The sequence below is a fragment of the Salipiger sp. genome, from assembly GCF_059781815.1.
Map to the genome: position 1 here is coordinate 431 of NZ_JBYNAH010000079.1, position 19515 is coordinate 19945.

Sequence of the window (19515 nt, forward strand, 5' to 3'; positions counted from 1 at the left end):
CTGGCGCACCAGCACCGCGTCGAACCAGCCGCAACGGCGCTTGCGCCCGGTCACCGTGCCGAACTCGTGGCCGCGGGTGCCGAGGCGGTTGCCGTCCTCGTCGTCAAGCTCGGTCGGGAAGGGGCCTTCGCCGACGCGGGTGGTGTAGGCCTTGACGATGCCGAGCACGAAATCGATGGCGCCCGGGCCGATGCCGGTGCCGGTGGCCGCCTGGCCCGCGATCACGTTCGACGAGGTCACGAAGGGATAGGTGCCGAAATCGATGTCGAGCAGCGCGCCCTGGGCGCCTTCGAAGAGGATGCGTTTGCCGGCGCGGCGCTTCTCGTTGAGCACCTTCCACACCGGGCCCGCGTATTGCAGCACCTCGGGGGCGATCTCGAGCAGCTTCTCGATCAGCGCCTCGCGGTCCACTGGCTCCATGCCGAGGCCCTTGCGCAGCGCGTCATGGTGGGTCAGCGCGCGGTCGACGCGGCTTTCCAGCGTGGCGCGGTCGGCGAGATCGGCGACCCGCACCGAGCGGCGGCCGACCTTGTCCTCATAGGCCGGGCCGATGCCGCGGCCGGTGGTGCCGATCTTGGCGCCCTTGGCGGCGGCCTCTTCACGGGCGCGGTCGAGCTCGCCGTGGATCGGCAGGATCAGCGGGGTGTTTTCGGCGATCATCAGCGTCTCGGGGGTGATCTCGACACCCTTCTCGCGGATCGTCGCGATCTCGTTCACGAGGTGCCACGGATCGAGCACCACTCCATTGCCGATCACCGACATCTTGCCGCCCCGCACCACGCCCGAGGGCAGCGCGTTGAGCTTGAAGACGGTGCCGTCGATCACCAGGGTATGGCCTGCGTTGTGGCCCCCCTGGAAACGGGCGATCACATCGGCCCGGCTCGACAGCCAGTCCACGATCTTGCCTTTGCCCTCGTCGCCCCACTGGGCGCCCACGACGACCACGTTTGCCATAGCTCACCTGTCCTTTTGGAGGTCCAAACGGGCTCCGTATAGCGAAGCGCGTTGGCGGGCGAAACCATCAAATTCGGTGCTAGCCCTGCGTTTCGGGCAATCCCGGCCTTCGGCGCGCGGCGCCTGCTCGAGGGGCATCCCGGCCCGGTTGGCAGGCAGGTCCCTGCGCAAACAACGTTTTTTGATCTAAAGCATTGTCGGCACTCGCCTTGCGGGTCGAGAAGGGGGCAAGGCACCGGGCAACGGGCCGATTGCGAGAGGACAGGACCATGACCGGCACGGTGTTCGGACTGGGAGAGGTGGCGCAGGCCACCATAGCGCTGGCGCTGAGCGGCGTGCTGGGGCTGCTTCTGGGCAAGCTCAACATCCGCGGCGTGGGACTCGGCATCGGCGGGGTGCTCTTCGCGGGCATCGCGCTCGGCGATATCGCGGCACGCACCGGGGTGCATTTCAATCCCGAGATGATGGAGTTCGTGCGCGAGTTCGGTTTGATCCTCTTTGTCTTTACCATCGGCATCGAGGTCGGTCCCGGCTTCTTCGGATCGCTTCGGAAGTCCGGGCTTCAGCTCAACACGCTCGCGGCCTCGATCGTCCTGCTGGGCGTGGCGGTGACCGTGGCGCTTTACTATGCCTTCGACATCCCGGTGCCGGCGCTGGTCGGCATCATGTCGGGCGCGGTGACCAACACGCCGGGGCTTGGCGCCGCGACGCAGGCGCTGTCGGACATGGGCGCCGGGGCCGACGCGGTGGCCACGCCGTCGCTGGGCTACGCGGTGGCCTATCCGTTCGGCATTATCGGCATCCTCTTGTCGATGCTGCTGGTGCGCTTTGCCGCCCGGGTCGACATTCCCGCCGAGGCCCGCGCCTATGACGCGCAGCGCCGCAAGGGCTCGGGCACGCTGCCTTCGCTCGACGTGGTGGTGCGCAACGACAATCTCGACGGGCTGACGCTGGGCGAGGTGCCGGGGCTGTTCGACGCCGGCGTGGTGCCGTCGCGGATGCGCAAGAACGGCGAGCTGCTGGTGCCGCAGCGTGACACGGTGCTGGCGGTGGGGAACATCCTGCACCTGGTGGGCCCGGCCGAGAAGCTGCAGGCGATGCGGCTGGTGCTTGGGGTCGAGTCGGACACCAAGCTCAGCACCAAGGGCACCGAGCTGTCCTGGGCGCGCATCCTTGTGACCGACAATGCCGCCTCGGGGCACCGGCTGCGCTCGCTGCGGCTCGAGGAGAGCTACGGCGTCTCGGTGTCCCGGATCATGCGGGCGGGCCTCGAGATCCCGGCGCAGGGCGACGGCACGCTCGAGTTCGGCGACATCGTCACCGTGGTCGGCCCGCGCGACATGATCCAGAAGGTGCGCGGCATCCTCGGCGACGAGAAGCGTCTGCTCGACCGGGTGGATTTTCCGGGCGTGTTCCTCGGCATCGTGCTGGGGGTGATCTTGGGTAGCATTCCGATCGCCGTGCCGGGCCTGCCGGCGCCGCTGAAGCTGGGGCTCGCGGGCGGGCCGCTGGTGGTGGCGATCCTGCTCGGGCGGCTTGGCAGCTGGGGGCCGTTCACCTGGGTGATGCCGCCCGCCGCCAACCACGCGCTGCGCGAGTTCGGCATCATCCTGTTCCTGGCCGTGGTCGGGCTGAAGGCGGGGGACCGCTTCCTCGACACGCTGATCACCGGAGACGGGCTGTCCTGGGTGCTTTACGGCGCCACCATCACGCTGGCGCCGCTGGTGATCGTGGGCGTGGTGGCGCGCTTCGTGCTGGGGCTCAACTACCTGTCGCTCTGCGGCGTGCTCGCGGGCTCGATGACCGACCCGCCGGCGCTGGCCTTCGCCAACGCGCAGAACGAGTCGCCGGCGGCCTCGGTGGCCTATGCCACGGTCTACCCGCTGGTCATGGGGCTGCGGATCTTCGCGCCGCAGCTTCTGGTGCTGCTGTTGCTCTGATCGGGGTAGGGCGTTTGGAGCGATGTGCAACGCCCCGTGCGGGGCGTTGCTTGCGTTACGGGGTTCTGGCGCAGGATCTGCGCCGGACCATGACGGCGGTGAGGCGCGGTCGGTCCGGGGGCGTCGTGGCTCAGGGCAGCAGGTGCAGCCACACCCAGCTGGTGAAGATACACATGCCCGTGGCCAGCAGCACCGACGAGGCCGCGACGCGCTTGGCCCGGCCGTACATGTTGGCGAAGACATAGGCGTTCACCCCGGGCGCCATCGCGCCGGTCATCACCGCCGAGCGCAGCGAGTCGGTCGACAGGCCGAAGCCCTGGCCGAGCGCGAAGGTGATCGCCGGGTGCAGACCGAGCGAGATTGCGCAGACATAGAGGATGGTCCGCAAATCGCCCTCGGGGCGGTAGCGGAACAGCACGCCTCCCAAAGCGAAGAGCGCCGCGGGCAGCGCCGTGCGGGTGATCATGTCGAGCGCCTGCATCACGGGGTCGGGCAGGGTGACGTCGCCGAGGTTGAAGGCGACGCCGATCATGATCCCGATCACCAGCCCGTTGCGGAACATCGCGCGTCCCACGGTCAGCGGCAGCCGGCGCAGCGCGGTGCCGCGGGCCCGGGCGATCTCCATCGCGGTGATGCCGATGGCGTAGCAGAACGGCGAGTGCATGGCGATGATGGCGTAATTGCCCGAGAGCGCATCCGGCCCGTAGGCGCGCTCGGTGATCGGCAGGCCGAGCAGCAGCGAGTTGGAGAACAGGCAGGCGAAGCCGATGGCGACGGCGTCCTCCCAGTCGCGCCCGAAGATGTAGCGCGCCCCGAGCAGGCCGGCGGCGAAGCCCGTGGCGGCGCCGAGATAGAAGGAGAACAGGATCGGCGGGGAGAAATTGGCGCCCAGATCGAGTTGCCAGATCGCGGTGAAGAGCAGGCAGGGGATGGCGATGGTCTGGGTGAATCCCATCAGCCCGTCGACGGCGTTGTCGGGCAGGAGCCCGCGCCAGCTCGCCAGGTAGCCGGCGCCGATGACCAGGAAGACCGGGAGGATGATGTCGAAAAGCGCTTGCATGTCAGTCTATTGGGGAGAGGTGTTGCGCCGCGCTGCGCGCGTCGCCGGGGGTGCGCCGGTTTGGCGTGGTGCAGCTCGCCCGGCGGCGGGAGGGGCGGCTGGCTGGGAGGTGAGTATTTGGGACGTAGAGAAGGTGGGGGCGCGGCGCGGGGCGGTGAGGCTCTGTCAGGGGCGGGCGAGTGGCTGCGGCGCTGCTGGCCCGGCGGTGGCAAGGGCGGACGGGGTGGAGGTGAGTATTTGGGACGTAGAGAAGGTGGGGGCGCGGTGCGGGGCGGTGAGGCTCAGTCAGGAGCGGGCGCGGGGCTGCGGCGCTGCTGGCCCGGCGGTGGCAAGGGCGGATGGGGGCGAGGTGAGTATTTGGGACGTAGAGAAGACCAGGGTGCGGCGCGGGGCGGTGAGGTTTGGTGGGACGTGTCTTGTGGGGGCTTTGGACGGGCGTGGGCTCAGAGCGCATAGCGCAGGACCATGCCGTCATAAGCCGGGCGGATGTGGTCCGGGGTCTCGGCGGCGACGATGTCGTGGTCGAGATCGATATGCATGTTGGTGAGCACCGCCTCTTTCGGTTGCGCCTTGGCGATCCATTCCAGCGCCAGATCGAGATGGGCGTGGGTCGGGTGCGGGGTGCGGCGCAGCGCGTCGAGGATCCAGCAGTCGAGCCCCTGAAGATGCGCCCAGCTCGCCTCGGGGATGCGGATCACGTCCGGAAGGTAGGCCACCTTGCCGATGCGGAAGCCGAGCGCATCGATGCTGCCGTGGTCGACCTCGAACGGGGTCAGCGTGATCGGGCCGCCGGCGCCCTGAATGGTGAAGGGGCACTCGCCGATCGTGTGCATCTCGAGGATCGGCGGGTAGGGGCTGCCCTCGGGCTGCACGAAGGCATAGCCGAACCGCGCCAGAAGCGCGTTCTGGGTGTCGCCATCGGCCCAGACCGGCAGCCGGTCGTGCCGGTTGAAGACGATCTGGCGCAGGTCGTCGAGCCCGTGGGTGTGATCCGCGTGGCTGTGGGTCCAGGCGACCGCGTCGAGATGGCCTATGCCTGCGTCGAGAAGTTGCTGGCGCATGTCGGGGGTGGTGTCGATCAGCACCCGCGTGGTGCCGTCGGGGCCGTCGCGCTCGACCAGCATCGAGCAGCGCCGCCGCGTGTTGCGCGGGTTGGCCGGGTCGCATTCGCCCCAGTGGCCGCCGAGACGCGGCACGCCGCCCGAGGAGCCGCAGCCCAGGATAGTGAAACGCAGCTCGTTCATGCGGTCTCCGGGGCCCACGCGGCGGCCTTGGCGAAGAGGCGCTCGAAGTTTTCCTCGGTGGCGCGGGCGAAATCCTCGTAGGAGAGGCCGAAACTCTCGGCGCCGACCTTGGCGGTGTAGACGCTGTAGCCGGGCTCGTTGCGCTTGCCGCGATAGGGCGGCGGGGCGAGGTAGGGGCTGTCGGTCTCGACGAGGATGCGCTCGAGCGGCGCGCTGGCGAAGATCTCGCGCAGCTCCTTCGATTTCGGGAAGGCCGCGATGCCCGACATTGACAGGTAGAAGCCGCAATCGAGCGCCGCCTTGGCGAGCTCCGCCGAGGAGGAGAAGCAATGCATGACGCAGGAATAGGGCTTGGCGCGATAGGCCTCGGAGAGGATGCGGGCCATGTCATCATCGGCGGCGCGGGCATGGATGATCAGCGGCAGGCCGGTCTCCTGCGCCGCTTCGATATGGATGCCGAGCGAGGTCTTCTGAACCTCGGCGCTCTCGGCGGTGTAGTGGTAGTCGAGCCCGGTCTCGCCGATGCCGACGAATTTCGGATGCTGCGACAGGGCGACCAGCTCGTCGACCGTCGCCAAAGGTTCCTCGGCGGCGCTCATCGGATGGGTGCCGGCGGCGTAGAACACCGGGTCGTTGGCCTCGGCGATGGCGCGGACCTGCGGCTCGTTGCGCAGGCGGGTGCAGATCGTCACCATGCGGTGCACGCCGGCTTCGACGGCGCGGGAGATGACGTCCGGGCGCTCGGCGTCGAAATCCGGGAAATCGAGGTGACAGTGGCTGTCGGTGATCAGGGGGGTGGTCATGGTCATGTCCTTTGCGCCGGTTTTGGGCGAAGCCGCCGGCAGGGTCAAGCGGATGCGGCGCGTGGGCGGTGCGGGCCGGTCCGCGCGCTTACAGGGCAGGCAGCCGCCTCAGCCCAGCACGTCGAGCGCTTGCAGGAGCGGGCCGTCTTCGGTCTGTAGCATGTGGCCGCGCAGGTGGAAGACCTCGGCCAGCCGGGCCTCGCTCAGCACCTCGAGCGGCGGGCCATCGGCGGCGATGCGGCCGCGGTCGAGCAGGATCAGCCGGGTGCAGTGGCGCGCCGCCAGCGTCAGGTCGTGCAGCGAGACCAGCACCGCGTGGCCCTCGCGGGCCAGATCCTCGAACACCCTGAGCGTGGCGATCTGCGCCGCCGGGTCGAGCCCGGCGATGGGCTCGTCGGCCATCAGCAGCGGTGCCTCCTGCGCCAGCGCGCGGGCGATCAGCACCCGGGCCTGCTCGCCCCCCGAGAGCTCGGTGGCGCGGCGCCGGGCGAAGGCGGTGAGGCCCATGCGCTCGAGCGCGCGCCCGACCGCCTCGGCGCGCAGGTCGCCGGCGCGGCTGTCATGCGGGAGGCGGCCGAGGGCCACCAGCGTCTCGACCGTCACCGGCCAGGCGATTTCGCGCGATTGCGGCAGCCAGGCAGCGGCGCGGGCGCGGGCGCGGGCGGGCAGCTCAGTGAGAGAAGAGTGGCCCTCGTGTTTCATCAGGCCGAGGGCGGCGCGCATCAGGGTGGTCTTGCCGGCGCCGTTGGGGCCGATCAGGCCGACGCATTCTCCCGGCGCGATCTTAAGGCTCACGCCGTCGACCACCGGGCAGGGGCCGCGCCTGACGGTGAGCGCTTCGAGCGACAGCAGGCTCATCCGCCCCTCCGCGTCTTGTAGATCAGGTGCAGGAACAGTGGTGCGCCGATCAGTGCCATGACGACGCCGAGCTTGAGGTCGCGCTCGGGCAGGATCAGGCGCACGGCAATGTCGGCGGCGAGCAGCATCGCCGCGCCGCCAAGCGCCGAGGCCCAGAGCAGCCGCGAGGGACGCGCGCCGCAGAGCGGGCGCAGCAGGTGCGGCACCACGAGCCCGACGAAGCCCACGGCACCCGCGACGGCGGTGGCGGCGCCCACGGCAGCGGCGGTGCCGAAGAGCAGCTTCAGCCGCAGCGCCGTCATCGACACGCCAAGCGCCTGTGCGCCGTCCTCGCCCAGCGTCAGCGCGTCGAGCCCGCGGCCCAGCGTCAGCAGCACCGCGCCGCCAAGCGCCACCAGGGGTGCGGCCAGGGCGAGATGGGTGAGCGAGCGGTCGGCGACAGAGCCCATCATCCAGAACACGATCTCGAAGGTGGCGTAGGGGTTCGACGACAGGTTCAGCGCCAGCGAGGTCAGCGCGCCCGCGAGCGCCGAGACCGCGATGCCCGCCAGGATCAGCGTTAGCGATCCGCCGCGCGGGCCGGCGAGCAGCAGGATCAACGCGACCGCACCGAGCGCGAAGACCAGCGCCATCAGCGGCAGGGCGAGGGCGAAGGCGGCGGACAGGCCGGTCTGCAAAGCGATCACCGCGCCGAGCGCCGCGGAGCCCGAGACGCCGATCAATCCGGGCTCGGCCAGCGGGTTGCGCAGGTAGCCCTGCATCGCAGCCCCGGAGAGGCCGAGCGCCGCGCCCACGAGGGCTGCGAGCGCGGTGCGGGGCAGGCGGATTTCCTGCATCACCATGACATGCAGCGGATCGCCCGCGCCCAGAACGCCGCCCAGCACCGCCGAAAGCGGCAGCGGTGCATAGCCCAGCGACAGCGAGGCCAAAACCAGCGCCAGCACGAGGGCGGAGAGGGTCAGCGCCAGCTTCATTGCGCCGCCTCCCAGTCGCGGCGCAGCTCGCGCATCGCCTCGACCGCGTCGAGCAGGAAGGGCGTGCCGCAGATCCAGTTCTGCCCGTCGGGGATCTCGCGCAGGCGGCCCGTGGCGCGCAGCACCGGGTGCTGCAGCAGTGCGGTCGCCTGCGAGGGGCTGTCATAGGGCTGGCCCACGAGGATCAGGTCGGGCTGGGCGAGCACCAGCTCCTCCAGCGGCAGCCGCCCGCCATAGGGCAGGCCGCGCGCCTCGGAGATGTTTGCCATGCCGGCGGCGGCGAGGATCTCGCCGGTGAGCGATTGCACCCCGGCGGTCTCGTTGAAGGGCAGGTAATAGGCCACCAGCGGACGCCTCTCGGGCGCGTCGCGCAGATCGGCGAGACGTATGTCGAAGCGCGCCAGCAGGGCCTCGGCCTCGGCCTCGCGGCCAAGCAGCGCGCCCATGCGCAGGAGGTTCTGCCGCGCGTCCTCGATGGCGTTGGCCGGGGCGAAGCGTTCGACCCGGTAGCCGAGCCGTTCAAGCATGTCGGTGGCGGCGCGCGCGGTATAGGTGCCGGCGAGCACGAGGTCGGGCTCGAGCAGCACGATCTCCTCGGCATGGGCGGCATTGGCGGGCAGGGCGGCGGCCTCTGCGGCCATCGCCGAGCTGCGCGGGTCGTGGCCCAGGGGCGAGACCGACACCAGCTGGCCGGGGGCCGCCAGCAGCAGCGCCAGCTGGTCGGTGCAGACATTGAGAGAGACGACACGGGCCGGGCCCGCGCCGTCGGCCGCCGCCGCGCCGGTCAATAATGACAGCGCGGCGGCGAAGCATATGAGCTTAGAAGCTCGCACGGATCCCCGCGTAATAGGCACGACCGGACTGACCGTAGCCCGGAACGGTCTGGTAGTCCTCGGCGAACAGGTTCTCGACGCGGAAATAGGCCTGCACGTCCGAGGTCACGTCATAGCTGAAGGTGGTGTTCACCAGCCCGTAATCGTCGAGCTCCTCGCGGTCGGCCTCGTACAGCCCGCTCACGCGCAGGCGCGCGCGGTCGGAGAGGTCGGCGGTGACGCCAAGCGAGAAGGCGTGCTCGGGCACCGAGACCTGCCAGCCCGAACTGTCGAGCGAGGCGGTGGTCCAGCTGTCGGTCCAGGTGTAGCTGCCGTCGAGCGTCACCCGGTCGTTCACCTCGACCGCGCCTGCGAGTTCAAGACCCGCGCGGCTGCTGACGCCGTCGGCCTGCACGTACTGGTAGCTGGTATAGGAGTAGTCGATGATGTCCTCGGCCTCGATCCAGAACGCGGTGGCGCGCACCCAGGCGCTATCGCCGTAGCGCTTCTCGACGCCGAGGTCGAAGCTCACCGAGGTCTCGGGCTCGAGATCGGCATTGCCGGAATAGGCGTCGTAGAGCTCGTAATTCGAGGGCGCCCGGTAGCCGTTGGCGAGGTTGGCGCGGAAGGTGAGGTCGGGCGCCGCGCGCCAGACGGCGGAGAGGCGCCCGGTGGTGAAGCCGCCGAACTCGGAATGGGTGTCCTGCCGCAGCGCGAAACTCAGGTCGATGTCGTCGGTCGGGCTGGCGGTCAGCTCGGTGAAGAGCGAGTTGACGCTGCTCTCCTGCCGCTGGCTGCTGCCATAGGGGCCCCAGCTCGACGCGCCCGAGATGTCGTCCTTGTAGTACTCCTCGGTGCGCTCGACGCCGACCACCGCGCGGGTCGTGGCGCTGGGCGAGAAGCCCAGCTGGTAGCGGTAGTTCATCCGCGCGCCTTCATAGGCAAAGCGGAACGGGTAGGGCGTGCCGTTATAGGGCGGCGTGTCGGCGGCATAGCTGTCGAGCGAGGTGCCGTGCAGCGTGCGCTCGGTGTGGTACCAGCTGACCGAGGCCTCGTGGTCGAAGATGTCGGAGGAGAACAGCAGCGCGGCGCGCAGGCCGTATTGCTCGCGGTCGGTCACGTCGTCGGGCGAGCCGTCGAACACCCGGCCAGAAGCGCTCTCGTCGTAATCGTATTGCGATTCCTCGGCGAAGCCGGAGAGCTGCAGCTGGGCCGCGCCGCCGCCAAGGTCGTAGCTGCCCGAGAAGCTCAGGCGGCGCGCCTCGAAGCCGTCGGCCTCGTCGTTCTTGTCGGTGGGGTTCGAGGTGCCGTAGTTCAGCCCGTCCTCGTCGGCGGCGGAAAAGCCGTCGGTCTTCACGTAGGAGAGGGTGACCGCGGTCTCGTGGCCCTCGCCCTTGTTGTAGAGCGTCGCGGCGGAGCGGAAGGTCTCGTAGCTGCCGTATTCGAGGAAGCCCTCGGCGCTGAGCCCGTCGCGCTTGGCGCGCTTGGTGGTGATGTTGATCACGCCGCCGATGGCTTCGGAGCCGACCAGCGCTGATTGCGAGCCGCGCAGGATCTCGATCTGGCCGATATCGCCGCCGGTGAGGCCGCCGAAATCGTAGGCCACCTGCGTGCCCGACGGATCCGAGACGTCGATGCCGTCGATGCGCACCGCGATGTTCTGCTGCGACACGCCGCGGATCGCGATACCGGCATTGGTGCCGAGCGGCCCGTTCGAGCGGATCGTCACGCCGGGCTGGCGGGCGAGAATGTCGATCACGCGGGTGTCGGCCTCGTCCTGCAGGTCGTCCTCGGTGAGCACGTCGACGGCGACGCCGGTGCGCAGCGGTGTGGTGGATTCAAATCCCACGTTGAGGATCAGCGTCGGCAGTTCGTAATAGCTGTCGTCCTGCGCGAGCAGCGGCGTGGTGCTCAGAGCCAGCACCGAGGCGGAGGTGAGGACATGTTTCTTCATGGTCCATCCTTTCCATATCGGCCCCCGGGCAGGGGGCGGCTGTCGTGGTGTTCGCGGAAAGGTCGGGGGACACCCCGGCTCCCGTGAACGGTGCGGTTGTCACCACGAACGGAAAGACCGTACCCCGATGCGCGCCCCGCGCGTGGGGAGGGTGATCACCTTGGCAGGTCTCCTGACTTGCGGGTCATCGCGCGACGCGGGCCTTCCCGGGCGTATCGCCCAGTGGCATATGCCGGTCGCACTCGCCGCTCACAGTTGCGGGGGCAGTCGCGGGTTTGCACCGCGTTCCCTATTCTCCGGACAAGGCCCGGAACCGAGGCCCGCTCCGCTTAGTCCGGCTCGCCTCACCGCACAAGTGCTTCCTTGGTGCCGTCTCGGAAGACGTGGATTCGGGGCCGCATGGGAATGGATGGCACCGGGCATGGGATTGCATGGAACTGATTTGGGAAATACTGCCCCCACGTGGTCTCGGGAGGGTATCGGCGCCGGATTCGAGGGCGATTCACCGGGTTTCCCGCAGTCGAATCTGGCCTGTGACTGAGATGCCGAAAAATGTGCATTTCGCAACAAAACATTTTTGGGATTTTATGGCCCGTGACATCTTCACGACAGCGTGACTATATATAGTTGCGCGCAGGTTCCCGCTCACCACATGTTTGTGAGTTTTGGCGAAACAGCACCCTAGATGTTGTTTTTCACAGGGTCTGCGAACAAGAACTTGTGCCATCTCCCGAAATTCCCCGTTGCCTCCCATGAATTCCCATGTCATACCTTTAACCACGATGAGGGACGGGACAGAGGGCAAACAACAACGCCCCGGCAAACACCCAGAACAATAAAAGAGCAGGTTCATACAGGCACCCGCCCTTCATCGTAACACAGAGATCCGGCGCGCGAGCGAGCAGACATCCCCCCAGGTGGCGCGCGCAGCTGGACAAGCCCGCACAGCGGGTCAAGGCGGCGGGTTGATCGGTGGCAGCAGATCAACCCGCCGTATTTCGTTTCAGGGGGCTGTGAGTAGGGACATTGGGCCGCAGGCTGAGGTTCAGAGGCGAAAGTCGGCATAAGGTCGACAGCAAGGGCAGGGTGTCTATCCCGGCCTCTTTTCGCCGTGTCCTCGAAGCCGGTGACCCGGACTGGACCGACGGTCTGAACCCCAATTTCGTGATCGTTTACGGCGACCAGCGCCGCAAGTATCTCGAATGCTTCACCATCCAGGAAATCGAGGCCATCGAGGACCGCATCAGCAACATGAAGCGTGGCTCGCGCAAGCGGCGCCTGCTCGAGCGGCTGATCTCGGCCCAGTCGGTCACGTCGAGCGTTGACGACACCGGGCGGATCGTGATTCCTGTCAAGCTGCGCGACAAGATCGCGCTCGAGAACGAAGCGCAGTTCATCGGTACCGTCGACACCTTCCAGATCTGGGAGCCCGCGGCCTACGAGGCCGACCTCGAGGAGACCGAGGACGAGCTGGCCGATTTCGACGGCGATCCGCTGGAACTGCTCGATGAAGACGACGAGGACGAGGAGATCTGAGATGGCACCTGCGGCGGATCACGATAACGGCGCGCCGCATGTTCCGGTTCTCCTGCGGCCTCTGCTCGAGGCCGTGGCGCCGGTCAGCGGCACCTGGGTCGACGGCACCTTCGGGGCAGGGGGCTATTCCCGCGGCCTGCTCGACGCCGGCGCCGACAAGGTCATCGGCATCGACCGCGATCCGCTGGCGCACCAGATGGCGCAGGAGTGGATCGGCGAGTATGGCGGCCGGCTGGAACTGGTCGAGGGCAATTTCGCCGACATGGACAGCTTCGTCAGCGACGCCGACGGCGTGGTGCTGGATCTTGGCGTGTCGTCGATGCAGCTCGACATCGCCGAACGCGGTTTCTCCTTCATGAAGGACGGCCCGCTCGACATGCGCATGGAACAGTCGGGCGAGAGCGCCGCCGACCTGGTCAAGCGCCTCGACGAGACGGCGCTGGCCGATGTTCTCTATACCTACGGCGAAGAGCGCGCCTCGCGCCGCATCGCCCGCGCCATCGTCAAGGCCCGCGACCAGGAGCCGATCGAGACCACCGCGCGTCTCTCGGCGATCGTCGAGGCCTGCCTGCCGCGTCCCAAGCCCGGCCAGTCGCACCCCGCCACGCGCAGCTTCCAGGCGCTGCGCATCGCGGTGAACGACGAGTATGGCGCGCTCTGGCGTGGCCTCATGGCCGCCGAACGGGCGCTGAAACCCGGCGGCTGGCTCTGCGTCGTGACCTTCCACTCGGTCGAGGACCGCATGGTCAAGCGCTTCTTCCAGGCGCGCTCGGGCAAGCTCAACACGGTGAGCCGCTACGCGCCCGCCACCGAGACCGAGGATCCGCAATTCGTCCTCGTCACCCGCAAGGCCGTTGGCCCGGATGACGAGGAACTGGCCGCCAATCCGCGCGCCCGCTCGGCGCGGCTCCGGATCGGCAAACGCACCGATGCCGCCGCCGGCGAGATCGGCGCGGAAAAGCTCAACATGCCTCAGCTCAAGGGGAAACGCTGATGCGAACGCTGCTCTACGTGACCACGTTCCTGGGCCTGATCGGCCTCGCTTTCTGGGCCTATCGCGAGAATTATGACACCAAGGAGGCGCTCGACAACGTCGACCGGCTGCATCGCAACATTGCCGATGCCCGGGCACGGCTGTCGATCCTCAAGGCGGAATGGGCCTATCTCAACCGCCCCGACCGGCTGCGCGATCTGGCCGAGATCAACTTTCCCCGGCTCGAGCTGCTGCCGATGCGTCCCGATCAGTTCGGCCGCGTCGATCAGGTCGCCTACCCGGTGACCCAGCCGCTGGTGGTGATGGATCCCATCGACGTCTCGAGCGCGGGGGCATCGCAATGACCCGCACGCCGCTTCGCCCGCTCGCCCGCATCCTCGAAGCCCGCCAGAAGGGCGAGAACCCCGACGCCATCGAACGCGAGAACCTGCGCATCCGCCACGAGCAGATGCGCGACAAGGCGCGGGTGCGCGCCGAGGGTCGCCTTCTGGTCATGAGCGTGATGTTCCTCGTGGCCTTCACCGTGGTCGGCGCCCGCATGGGCATGCTCGCCGCCTCGGAGCCGGCCGAGCCGCGCGCCCACGCCAGCGGCGCCTCGATCATCGCCAGCCGCGCCGACATCACCGACCGTCATGGCCGCATCCTCGCGACCAACATGGAGACCCATTCTCTCTACGCCCATCCGCAGCAGATGATCGAGCCGCAGCGCGCCGCCAAGGAGCTGAAGGCGATCTTCCCGGATCTCGACGAGGAGCGGATGCTGAAGGATTTCACCGATCCCAAGCGCAAGTTCCTGTGGGTGAAGAAGAAAATCAGCCCCGAGCAGATGCAGGCCGTGCATGATATCGGCGAGCCGGGCCTTCTTTTCGGTCCGCGCGAGATGCGGCTCTATCCCAACGGCGCGCTGGCCTCGCACATCCTTGGCGGCTCGAGCTTCGGGCGCGAGGGGGTGGCCTCAGCCGAGGTGATCGGCACCGCCGGCATCGAGAAGTTCTTGGACGAGGAGCTGCGCGATCCGGCCCGTGGCGGGGCTCCGCTCGAACTGTCGATCGACCTCAGCGTGCAGGCCGCGACCGAGCGCGTGCTCGACGCCGGCATGCGCCTCTTGAACGCCAAGGGCGCCGCGTCGGTGCTGATGGACGTGCATACCGGCGAGGTCATCGCGCTGGCCTCGCTGCCCGATTTCGATCCCAACGACCGTCCGCGCCCGCCCACCGAGGGCAGCCCCTCGGACAGCCCGCTGTTCAACCGCGCGGTGCAGGGGGTCTACGAGCTGGGCTCGACCTTCAAGATCTTCGCCGCCGCGCAGGCGATGGAGCTGGGGCTTGTCGGGCCTCAGACCGTCATCGACACCCGCCCACCCTTCAAGGTCGGCGGCCACCGGATCGGCGAATTCGAGGGGCACAACTACGGTCAGATCCCCGTCGAGGAGATCATCATCAAGAGCTCGAACCGGGGCACCGGCAAGATGGCGCTGGCCATCGGCATCGAGCGCCAGCAGGACTTCCTCAAGAAGCTTGGCTTCTTCGAGCCGACGCCGCTCGAGATCGTCGAGGCGGCGGGCGGCAAGCCGCTTCTGCCGGCGCGCTGGACGGATCTTTCCTCGGTGACGATCTCTTACGGCCACGGCCTGTCCTCTTCGCCGCTGCATCTCGCGGCGGCCTATTCCTCCATCGCCAATGGCGGCACGCTGGTGAGGCCCACGCTGATCAAGCAGCAGGGCGCGCAGATGGGAGAGCGGGTGATGTCACAAAGCGTGGCCGCGGCCTCGCGCGACATGCTGCGCAAGGTGGTGAGCACCGGCACCGCGAGCTTCGGCGAGGTGCCGGGCTATCACGTCGGCGGCAAGACCGGCACCGCCGACAAGCCCAAGGAGCAGGGCGGCGGCTACTACAAGGACAAGGTCATCGCGACCTTCGCCTCGATGTTCCCGGCGCATGATCCGCAATACGTGCTCATCGTGACCCTCGACGAGCCGGTCGAGACCTCGGGCTCGAAGCCGCGCCGCACCGCCGGCTGGACCGCCGTTCCGGTCGCCGCCGAGATGATCGGCAGGATCGCGCCGCTTCTGGGCTTGCGTCCGGAATACGATATGGGAGAAGTGGCAGAGGTCACGCTGGTCCGGCAGTGACGCCGCTCATGGCTCCTGCGGGATCCGGACCTCTGCAACACCACAAGACGCTTCGGGGGCAGATATGAGCGGTGAGGAAAAGAGCCTGTCGGATCTCGGCCTGACGGCGCGCGGCGGCCGCGAGGCCCGGATCACGGGCATCTCGGTCGACAGCCGCGCGGTGATGCCTGGCCATCTCTTCGCGGCGATGCCGGGCACCAAGATCCACGGCGCAACCTTCATCGAGACCGCGCTGGCGCAGGGCGCAGTAGCGGTGCTGACCGATGCCGAGGGTGCGCGCCTCGCCGAGGCGGCGCTGGCCGAGAGTGACGCTGCGCTGGTCATCGCCGCCGAGCCGCGCGCCGCGCTGGCCTATGCCTGCGCGCTGTTCTTCGGGGCCCAGCCCGCCACGATGGTGGCCGTCACCGGCACCAACGGCAAGACCAGCGTGGCAAGCTTCGTGCGCCGCCTCTGGCAGGAGCTGGGCTTCCGCGCCGTCAATCTCGGCACTACCGGGGTCGAGGGCGACTGGCAGGCGCCGCTGCGTCACACCACCCCCGAGCCGATCACCCTGCACAAGGCGCTGGCCGACGCGGCGAGCGCCGGCGTCGATCACGCGGCGATGGAGGCCTCCTCGCACGGGCTCGACCAGCGCCGGCTCGACGGGGTCCAGCTGGTGGCCGCGGGCTTCACCAACTTCACCCAGGATCACCTCGATTATCACGCCGATTTCGAGGAGTACTTCGCCGCCAAGGCGGGGCTCTTCGCCCGCGTCCTGCCCGAGGACGGCACCGCTGTGGTCAATATCGACGACGCGCGCGGCATCGACATGCTCGCCATCGCCCGCGCCCGCGGGCAGGAGGTGCTGACCGTCGGTGAAAGCGAGGGCGCCGACCTGCGCCTGCTGGGCCAGCGTTTTGACGCCACCGGGCAGGAGCTGCGGCTGAGTTGGCACGGCGTGGTCGAGCAACTGCGGCTGAACCTCGTGGGTGGCTTCCAGGGCCAGAACGCGCTGGTCGCGGCGGGCCTCGTGATCGCCTGCGGCGCCGAGGCCGAAGACGTGTTCCGCGCGTTGCCCCGGCTCGAGACGGTGCATGGCCGCATGCAGCTCGCCGCCACCCGCGACAGCGGCGCGGCGGTTTATGTCGATTACGCCCACACCCCTGATGCGGTGGCCACTGCCATCAGGGCGCTGCGCCCGCATGTCATGGGCCGGCTCATTGCCATCGTCGGCGCCGGCGGCGACCGCGACGCCGGCAAGCGCCCGCTGATGGGCCGCGCCGCGGCCGAGAATGCCGACCTGGTCATCGTCACCGACGACAACCCGCGCTCCGAGGACCCCGCCGCGATCCGCGCGCAGGTGCTCGCCGGCGCGCCGGAGGCCACCGAGGTGGGCGACCGCGCCGAGGCGATCCTGCGCGGCGTCGATCTGCTGCAGCCCGGTGACGCGCTGCTGGTCTGCGGCAAGGGCCACGAGACCGGCCAGATCGTCGGCGACACGGTCTACCCGTTCGACGATGTCGAGCAGGCCAGCGTCGCGGTGGCCGCACTGGACGGGAGGGGCCTGTGACACTCTGGACGGCAAAGGACGCCGCCGCCGCCACCGGCGGGAAGGTCGCGGGCGACTGGGAGGCCAATGGCGTCTCGATCGACACCCGCACGATCGCCCGGGGCGATCTCTTCGTGGCGCTCAAGGCGGCGCGCGACGGGCATGATTTCGTGGCGCAGGCGCTCGAGAACGGCGCCAGCGCCGCTCTGGTGAGCCGCATCCCCGAGGGCGTCGATCCGGCCAGGCTGCTGATCGTCGACGACGTGCAGACCGGGCTCGAGGCGCTGGGACAGGCGGCGCGTGCGCGCACCCGGGCCAAGGTCGTGGCGGTGACCGGCTCGGTCGGCAAGACCTCGACCAAGGAGATGCTGCGCGTGGTGCTCGGCGCGCAGGGCAGCGTGCATGCTGCCGAGAAGAGCTACAACAATCACTGGGGCGTGCCGCTGACGCTGGCGCGGATGCCGGCGGAGGTGGATTTCGCGGTGATCGAGATCGGCATGAACCACCCCGGCGAGATCGCGCCGCTGTCGCGCATGGCGCGGCCCGACGTGGCGATGATCACCATCGTGGCGCCGGCCCACCTTGCCGCCTTCGAGAGCCTCGAGGGCATCGCCCGCGAGAAGGGCGCGATCTTCGAGGGGCTCGAGCCCGGCGGCACCGCCGTGGTCAACGGCGATCTGCCGGTTTCGCCGCTGCTGATCGAGATGGCCGAGGCGAAGGCCGCGCATATGATCACTTTCGGCGAGGCCGAGGGCAATCACCACCGCGTCACCCATGTCGATATCGGCGACACCACCACCGTGGTGCAGGGCCGGGCGTGGCGCTCTCCGGTGCTTTACAAGGTGGCGGTGCCGGGGCGGCATTTCGCGGTCAACGGCATGGGCGTGCTGGCCGTGGCGCATGCGCTGGGGCTCGACCGGGCGCTGGCGGTGACCGCGCTGGGGCAGTGGAGCGCGGGCGCCGGGCGTGGCCTGCGCGAAACCATCCTGCTCGACCCGGTGGAGACCCATCTCTCGCTCGAGCTGATCGACGACGCCTACAACGCCAACCCGGCCTCGCTGGCCGCCTCGCTCGAGGTGCTCGCCGGCGCCAAGACCCGCGACGGGGTGGGGCGCGTGGCGCATGGCCGCCGCATCGCCTATCTCGGCGACATGAAGGAGCTCGGCGCCACCGAGGCGGCGCTGCACCGCGCCGTGGCGGATTTGCCGGCGATGCAGAAGATCGATCTCGTGCATTGCGTCGGGCCGCTGATGCGCAACCTCTGGCAGGCGCTGCCGCAGGACAAGCGCGGCCACTGGACCGAGACCGCCGACGGCATGGCGGCGCGGGTGCGGCACGATATGGATGCGGGCGATGTCGTGCTGGTGAAGGGCTCGCTCTCCACCGGGCTCGGGCGCGTGGTTGACGCGATCCGGCGCATGGGCGTATCCCCCGCGGGCGGCAACGGGTAACGAGGACCACAGCATGCTCTACTGGCTCACCGAACTGAGCGATGGCGGCGATCTGTTCAACCTGTTTCGCTACATCACCTTCCGCGCCGGCGGCGCCTTCCTGACGGCGCTGATCTTCGGCTTCATCTTCGGGCGCCCGCTGATCGACGTGCTGCGCAAGCGGCAGGGCAAGGGCCAGCCGATCCGCGACGACGGCCCCGAAGGGCATTTCGTCAAGGCCGGCACGCCGACCATGGGCGGGCTGCTGATCGTCGGCGCGCTGCTCACCTCGACGCTGCTCTGGGCGAGGCTCGACAATCCCTTCGTGTGGATGGTGCTATTTGTCACCGTGGGCTACGCCGCCATCGGCTTTGCCGATGACTACGCCAAGGTGGCCAAGCAGAACACCGCAGGTGTGTCGGGCAAAGTCCGGCTTTTGCTGGGCTTTCTGATCGCGGGCGCGGCGGGCGCCTGGGCCGCGTGGCACCACCCGGCCGAGCTCACCGGGCAGCTCGCCTTCCCGGTGTTCAAGAACGCGCTGCTCGATCTCGGCTTCCTCTTCGTGCCCTTCGCGATGATCGTCATCGTCGGCGCCGCCAACGCGGTGAACCTCACCGACGGGCTCGACGGGCTGGCCATCATGCCGGTGATGATCGCCGCGGGAACGCTCGGCATCATTGCCTATGCTGTGGGCCGCACCGACTTCACCGAGTATCTCGATGTCCACTACGTGCCCGGCACCGGCGAGATCCTGATCTTCTGCGCCGGCCTGATCGGCGGCGGCCTCGGTTTCCTGTGGTACAACGCGCCGCCCGCGGCGGTGTTCATGGGCGACACCGGCTCGCTGGCGTTGGGCGGCGCGCTGGGGGCGATCGCGGTGGCCACCAAGCACGAGATCGTGCTGGCCATCGTCGGCGGCCTCTTCGTGGTCGAGGCGCTGTCGGTGATCATCCAGGTGCTCTACTTCAAGCGCACCGGCAAGCGGGTCTTCCTGATGGCGCCGATCCACCACCACTACGAGAAAAAGGGCTGGGCCGAACCGCAGATCGTGATCCGCTTCTGGATCATTTCGCTGATCCTCGCCCTGATCGGCCTCGCCACCCTCAAGCTGCGCTGACCCGGCGGCGCGCGGCCAGAGGGCCGCGCACAGGTCAAGTCGCCCGGGGCCGTGGCCCCGGTCTCCAGGCCTTTGACCGGCGTGACGCCTTTGCCCGTGACCTGGGCCGCTGCCACCGTTCGGCCTGCCTCCGGCGGGAGTATTTTTGACGAAGAGAAGCAGGGGCGCGGCGCTTTTGGC

The 19515-nt window shown here is 68.8% G+C and carries 16 protein-coding genes and 1 riboswitch; of the genes, 8 read left to right on the top strand and 8 right to left on the bottom strand.

Annotation, left to right across the window (positions count from 1 at the left end; all coding sequences use genetic code 11):
- On the bottom strand, positions 1-954 hold a 954-nt coding region (locus AC6RA4_RS11175), incomplete at its 3' end, for an adenylosuccinate synthase (RefSeq protein WP_500160301.1).
- Between the two features lie 269 nt (positions 955-1223).
- On the opposite strand from AC6RA4_RS11175, the gene AC6RA4_RS11180 reads away from it, so the two are divergent.
- On the top strand, positions 1224-2894 hold the full coding sequence (locus AC6RA4_RS11180) for a putative transporter (RefSeq protein WP_500160303.1): 1671 nt from the start codon (positions 1224-1226) through the stop codon (positions 2892-2894).
- Positions 2895-3024: 130 nt separating this feature from the next.
- On the opposite strand, the gene AC6RA4_RS11185 is transcribed toward AC6RA4_RS11180, so the two are convergent.
- The 7 genes from AC6RA4_RS11185 to AC6RA4_RS11215 all read right to left on the bottom strand — a co-directional run bounded on the left by AC6RA4_RS11185 (position 3025) and on the right by AC6RA4_RS11215 (position 10599).
- On the bottom strand, positions 3025-3954 hold the full coding sequence (locus AC6RA4_RS11185) for an AEC family transporter (protein ID WP_500160305.1): 930 nt from the start codon (positions 3952-3954) through the stop codon (positions 3025-3027).
- Positions 3955-4397: 443 nt separating this feature from the next.
- The gene (locus tag AC6RA4_RS11190) at positions 4398-5198 is read right to left on the bottom strand and encodes an MBL fold metallo-hydrolase (protein ID WP_500160307.1); all 801 of its coding nucleotides are present in this window, start codon (positions 5196-5198) and stop codon (positions 4398-4400) included.
- Positions 5195-6001, bottom strand: coding sequence for a TatD family hydrolase (locus AC6RA4_RS11195; RefSeq protein ID WP_500160309.1), 807 nt, complete (start codon positions 5999-6001; stop codon positions 5195-5197). Before AC6RA4_RS11195 ends, AC6RA4_RS11190 begins: the two co-directional genes overlap by 4 nt.
- Before the next feature lie 108 nt (positions 6002-6109).
- Positions 6110-6859: an ABC transporter ATP-binding protein gene (locus tag AC6RA4_RS11200; RefSeq protein WP_500160311.1), complete on the bottom strand. Its 750-nt coding sequence runs from the start codon at positions 6857-6859 to the stop codon at positions 6110-6112.
- Positions 6856-7833, bottom strand: coding sequence for a FecCD family ABC transporter permease (locus AC6RA4_RS11205; protein ID WP_500160313.1), 978 nt, complete (start codon positions 7831-7833; stop codon positions 6856-6858). Before AC6RA4_RS11205 ends, AC6RA4_RS11200 begins: the two co-directional genes overlap by 4 nt.
- A complete protein-coding gene (locus tag AC6RA4_RS11210; RefSeq protein WP_500160315.1) occupies positions 7830-8666 on the bottom strand; it encodes an ABC transporter substrate-binding protein in 837 nt (278 codons plus the stop codon). Before AC6RA4_RS11210 ends, AC6RA4_RS11205 begins: the two co-directional genes overlap by 4 nt.
- Positions 8653-10599, bottom strand: coding sequence for a TonB-dependent receptor plug domain-containing protein (locus AC6RA4_RS11215; protein ID WP_500160317.1), 1947 nt, complete (start codon positions 10597-10599; stop codon positions 8653-8655). The genes AC6RA4_RS11210 and AC6RA4_RS11215 overlap by 14 nt, the downstream gene beginning before the upstream one ends.
- Positions 10600-10744: 145 nt before the next feature.
- A riboswitch (cobalamin riboswitch) is annotated at positions 10745-10932 on the bottom strand.
- A gap of 693 nt (positions 10933-11625) precedes the next feature.
- On the opposite strand from AC6RA4_RS11215, the gene mraZ reads away from it, so the two are divergent.
- The 7 genes from mraZ (at position 11626) to mraY (ending at position 19335) form a co-directional block, all read left to right on the top strand.
- Entirely contained in the window at positions 11626-12135 is a 510-nt protein-coding gene (mraZ, locus tag AC6RA4_RS11220) for a division/cell wall cluster transcriptional repressor MraZ (RefSeq protein ID WP_500160319.1), read from the top strand.
- A gap of 1 nt (position 12136) precedes the next feature.
- Entirely contained in the window at positions 12137-13129 is a 993-nt protein-coding gene (gene rsmH, locus AC6RA4_RS11225; RefSeq protein ID WP_500160321.1) for a 16S rRNA (cytosine(1402)-N(4))-methyltransferase RsmH, read from the top strand.
- Positions 13129-13473: a cell division protein FtsL gene (ftsL, locus tag AC6RA4_RS11230; RefSeq protein ID WP_500160323.1), complete on the top strand. Its 345-nt coding sequence runs from the start codon at positions 13129-13131 to the stop codon at positions 13471-13473. Before rsmH ends, ftsL begins: the two co-directional genes overlap by 1 nt.
- Positions 13470-15260, top strand: coding sequence for a peptidoglycan D,D-transpeptidase FtsI family protein (locus AC6RA4_RS11235; protein WP_500160325.1), 1791 nt, complete (start codon positions 13470-13472; stop codon positions 15258-15260). The genes ftsL and AC6RA4_RS11235 overlap by 4 nt, the downstream gene beginning before the upstream one ends.
- Positions 15261-15324: 64 nt before the next feature.
- Entirely contained in the window at positions 15325-16809 is a 1485-nt protein-coding gene (locus tag AC6RA4_RS11240) for a UDP-N-acetylmuramoyl-L-alanyl-D-glutamate--2,6-diaminopimelate ligase (protein WP_500160327.1), read from the top strand.
- On the top strand, positions 16806-18239 hold the full coding sequence (locus AC6RA4_RS11245) for a UDP-N-acetylmuramoyl-tripeptide--D-alanyl-D-alanine ligase (protein ID WP_500160329.1): 1434 nt from the start codon (positions 16806-16808) through the stop codon (positions 18237-18239). Before AC6RA4_RS11240 ends, AC6RA4_RS11245 begins: the two co-directional genes overlap by 4 nt.
- 13 nt (positions 18240-18252) lie before the next feature.
- A complete protein-coding gene (gene mraY, locus AC6RA4_RS11250; protein WP_500160330.1) occupies positions 18253-19335 on the top strand; it encodes a phospho-N-acetylmuramoyl-pentapeptide-transferase in 1083 nt (360 codons plus the stop codon).
- The last annotated feature ends 180 nt before the right edge of the window (positions 19336-19515 follow it).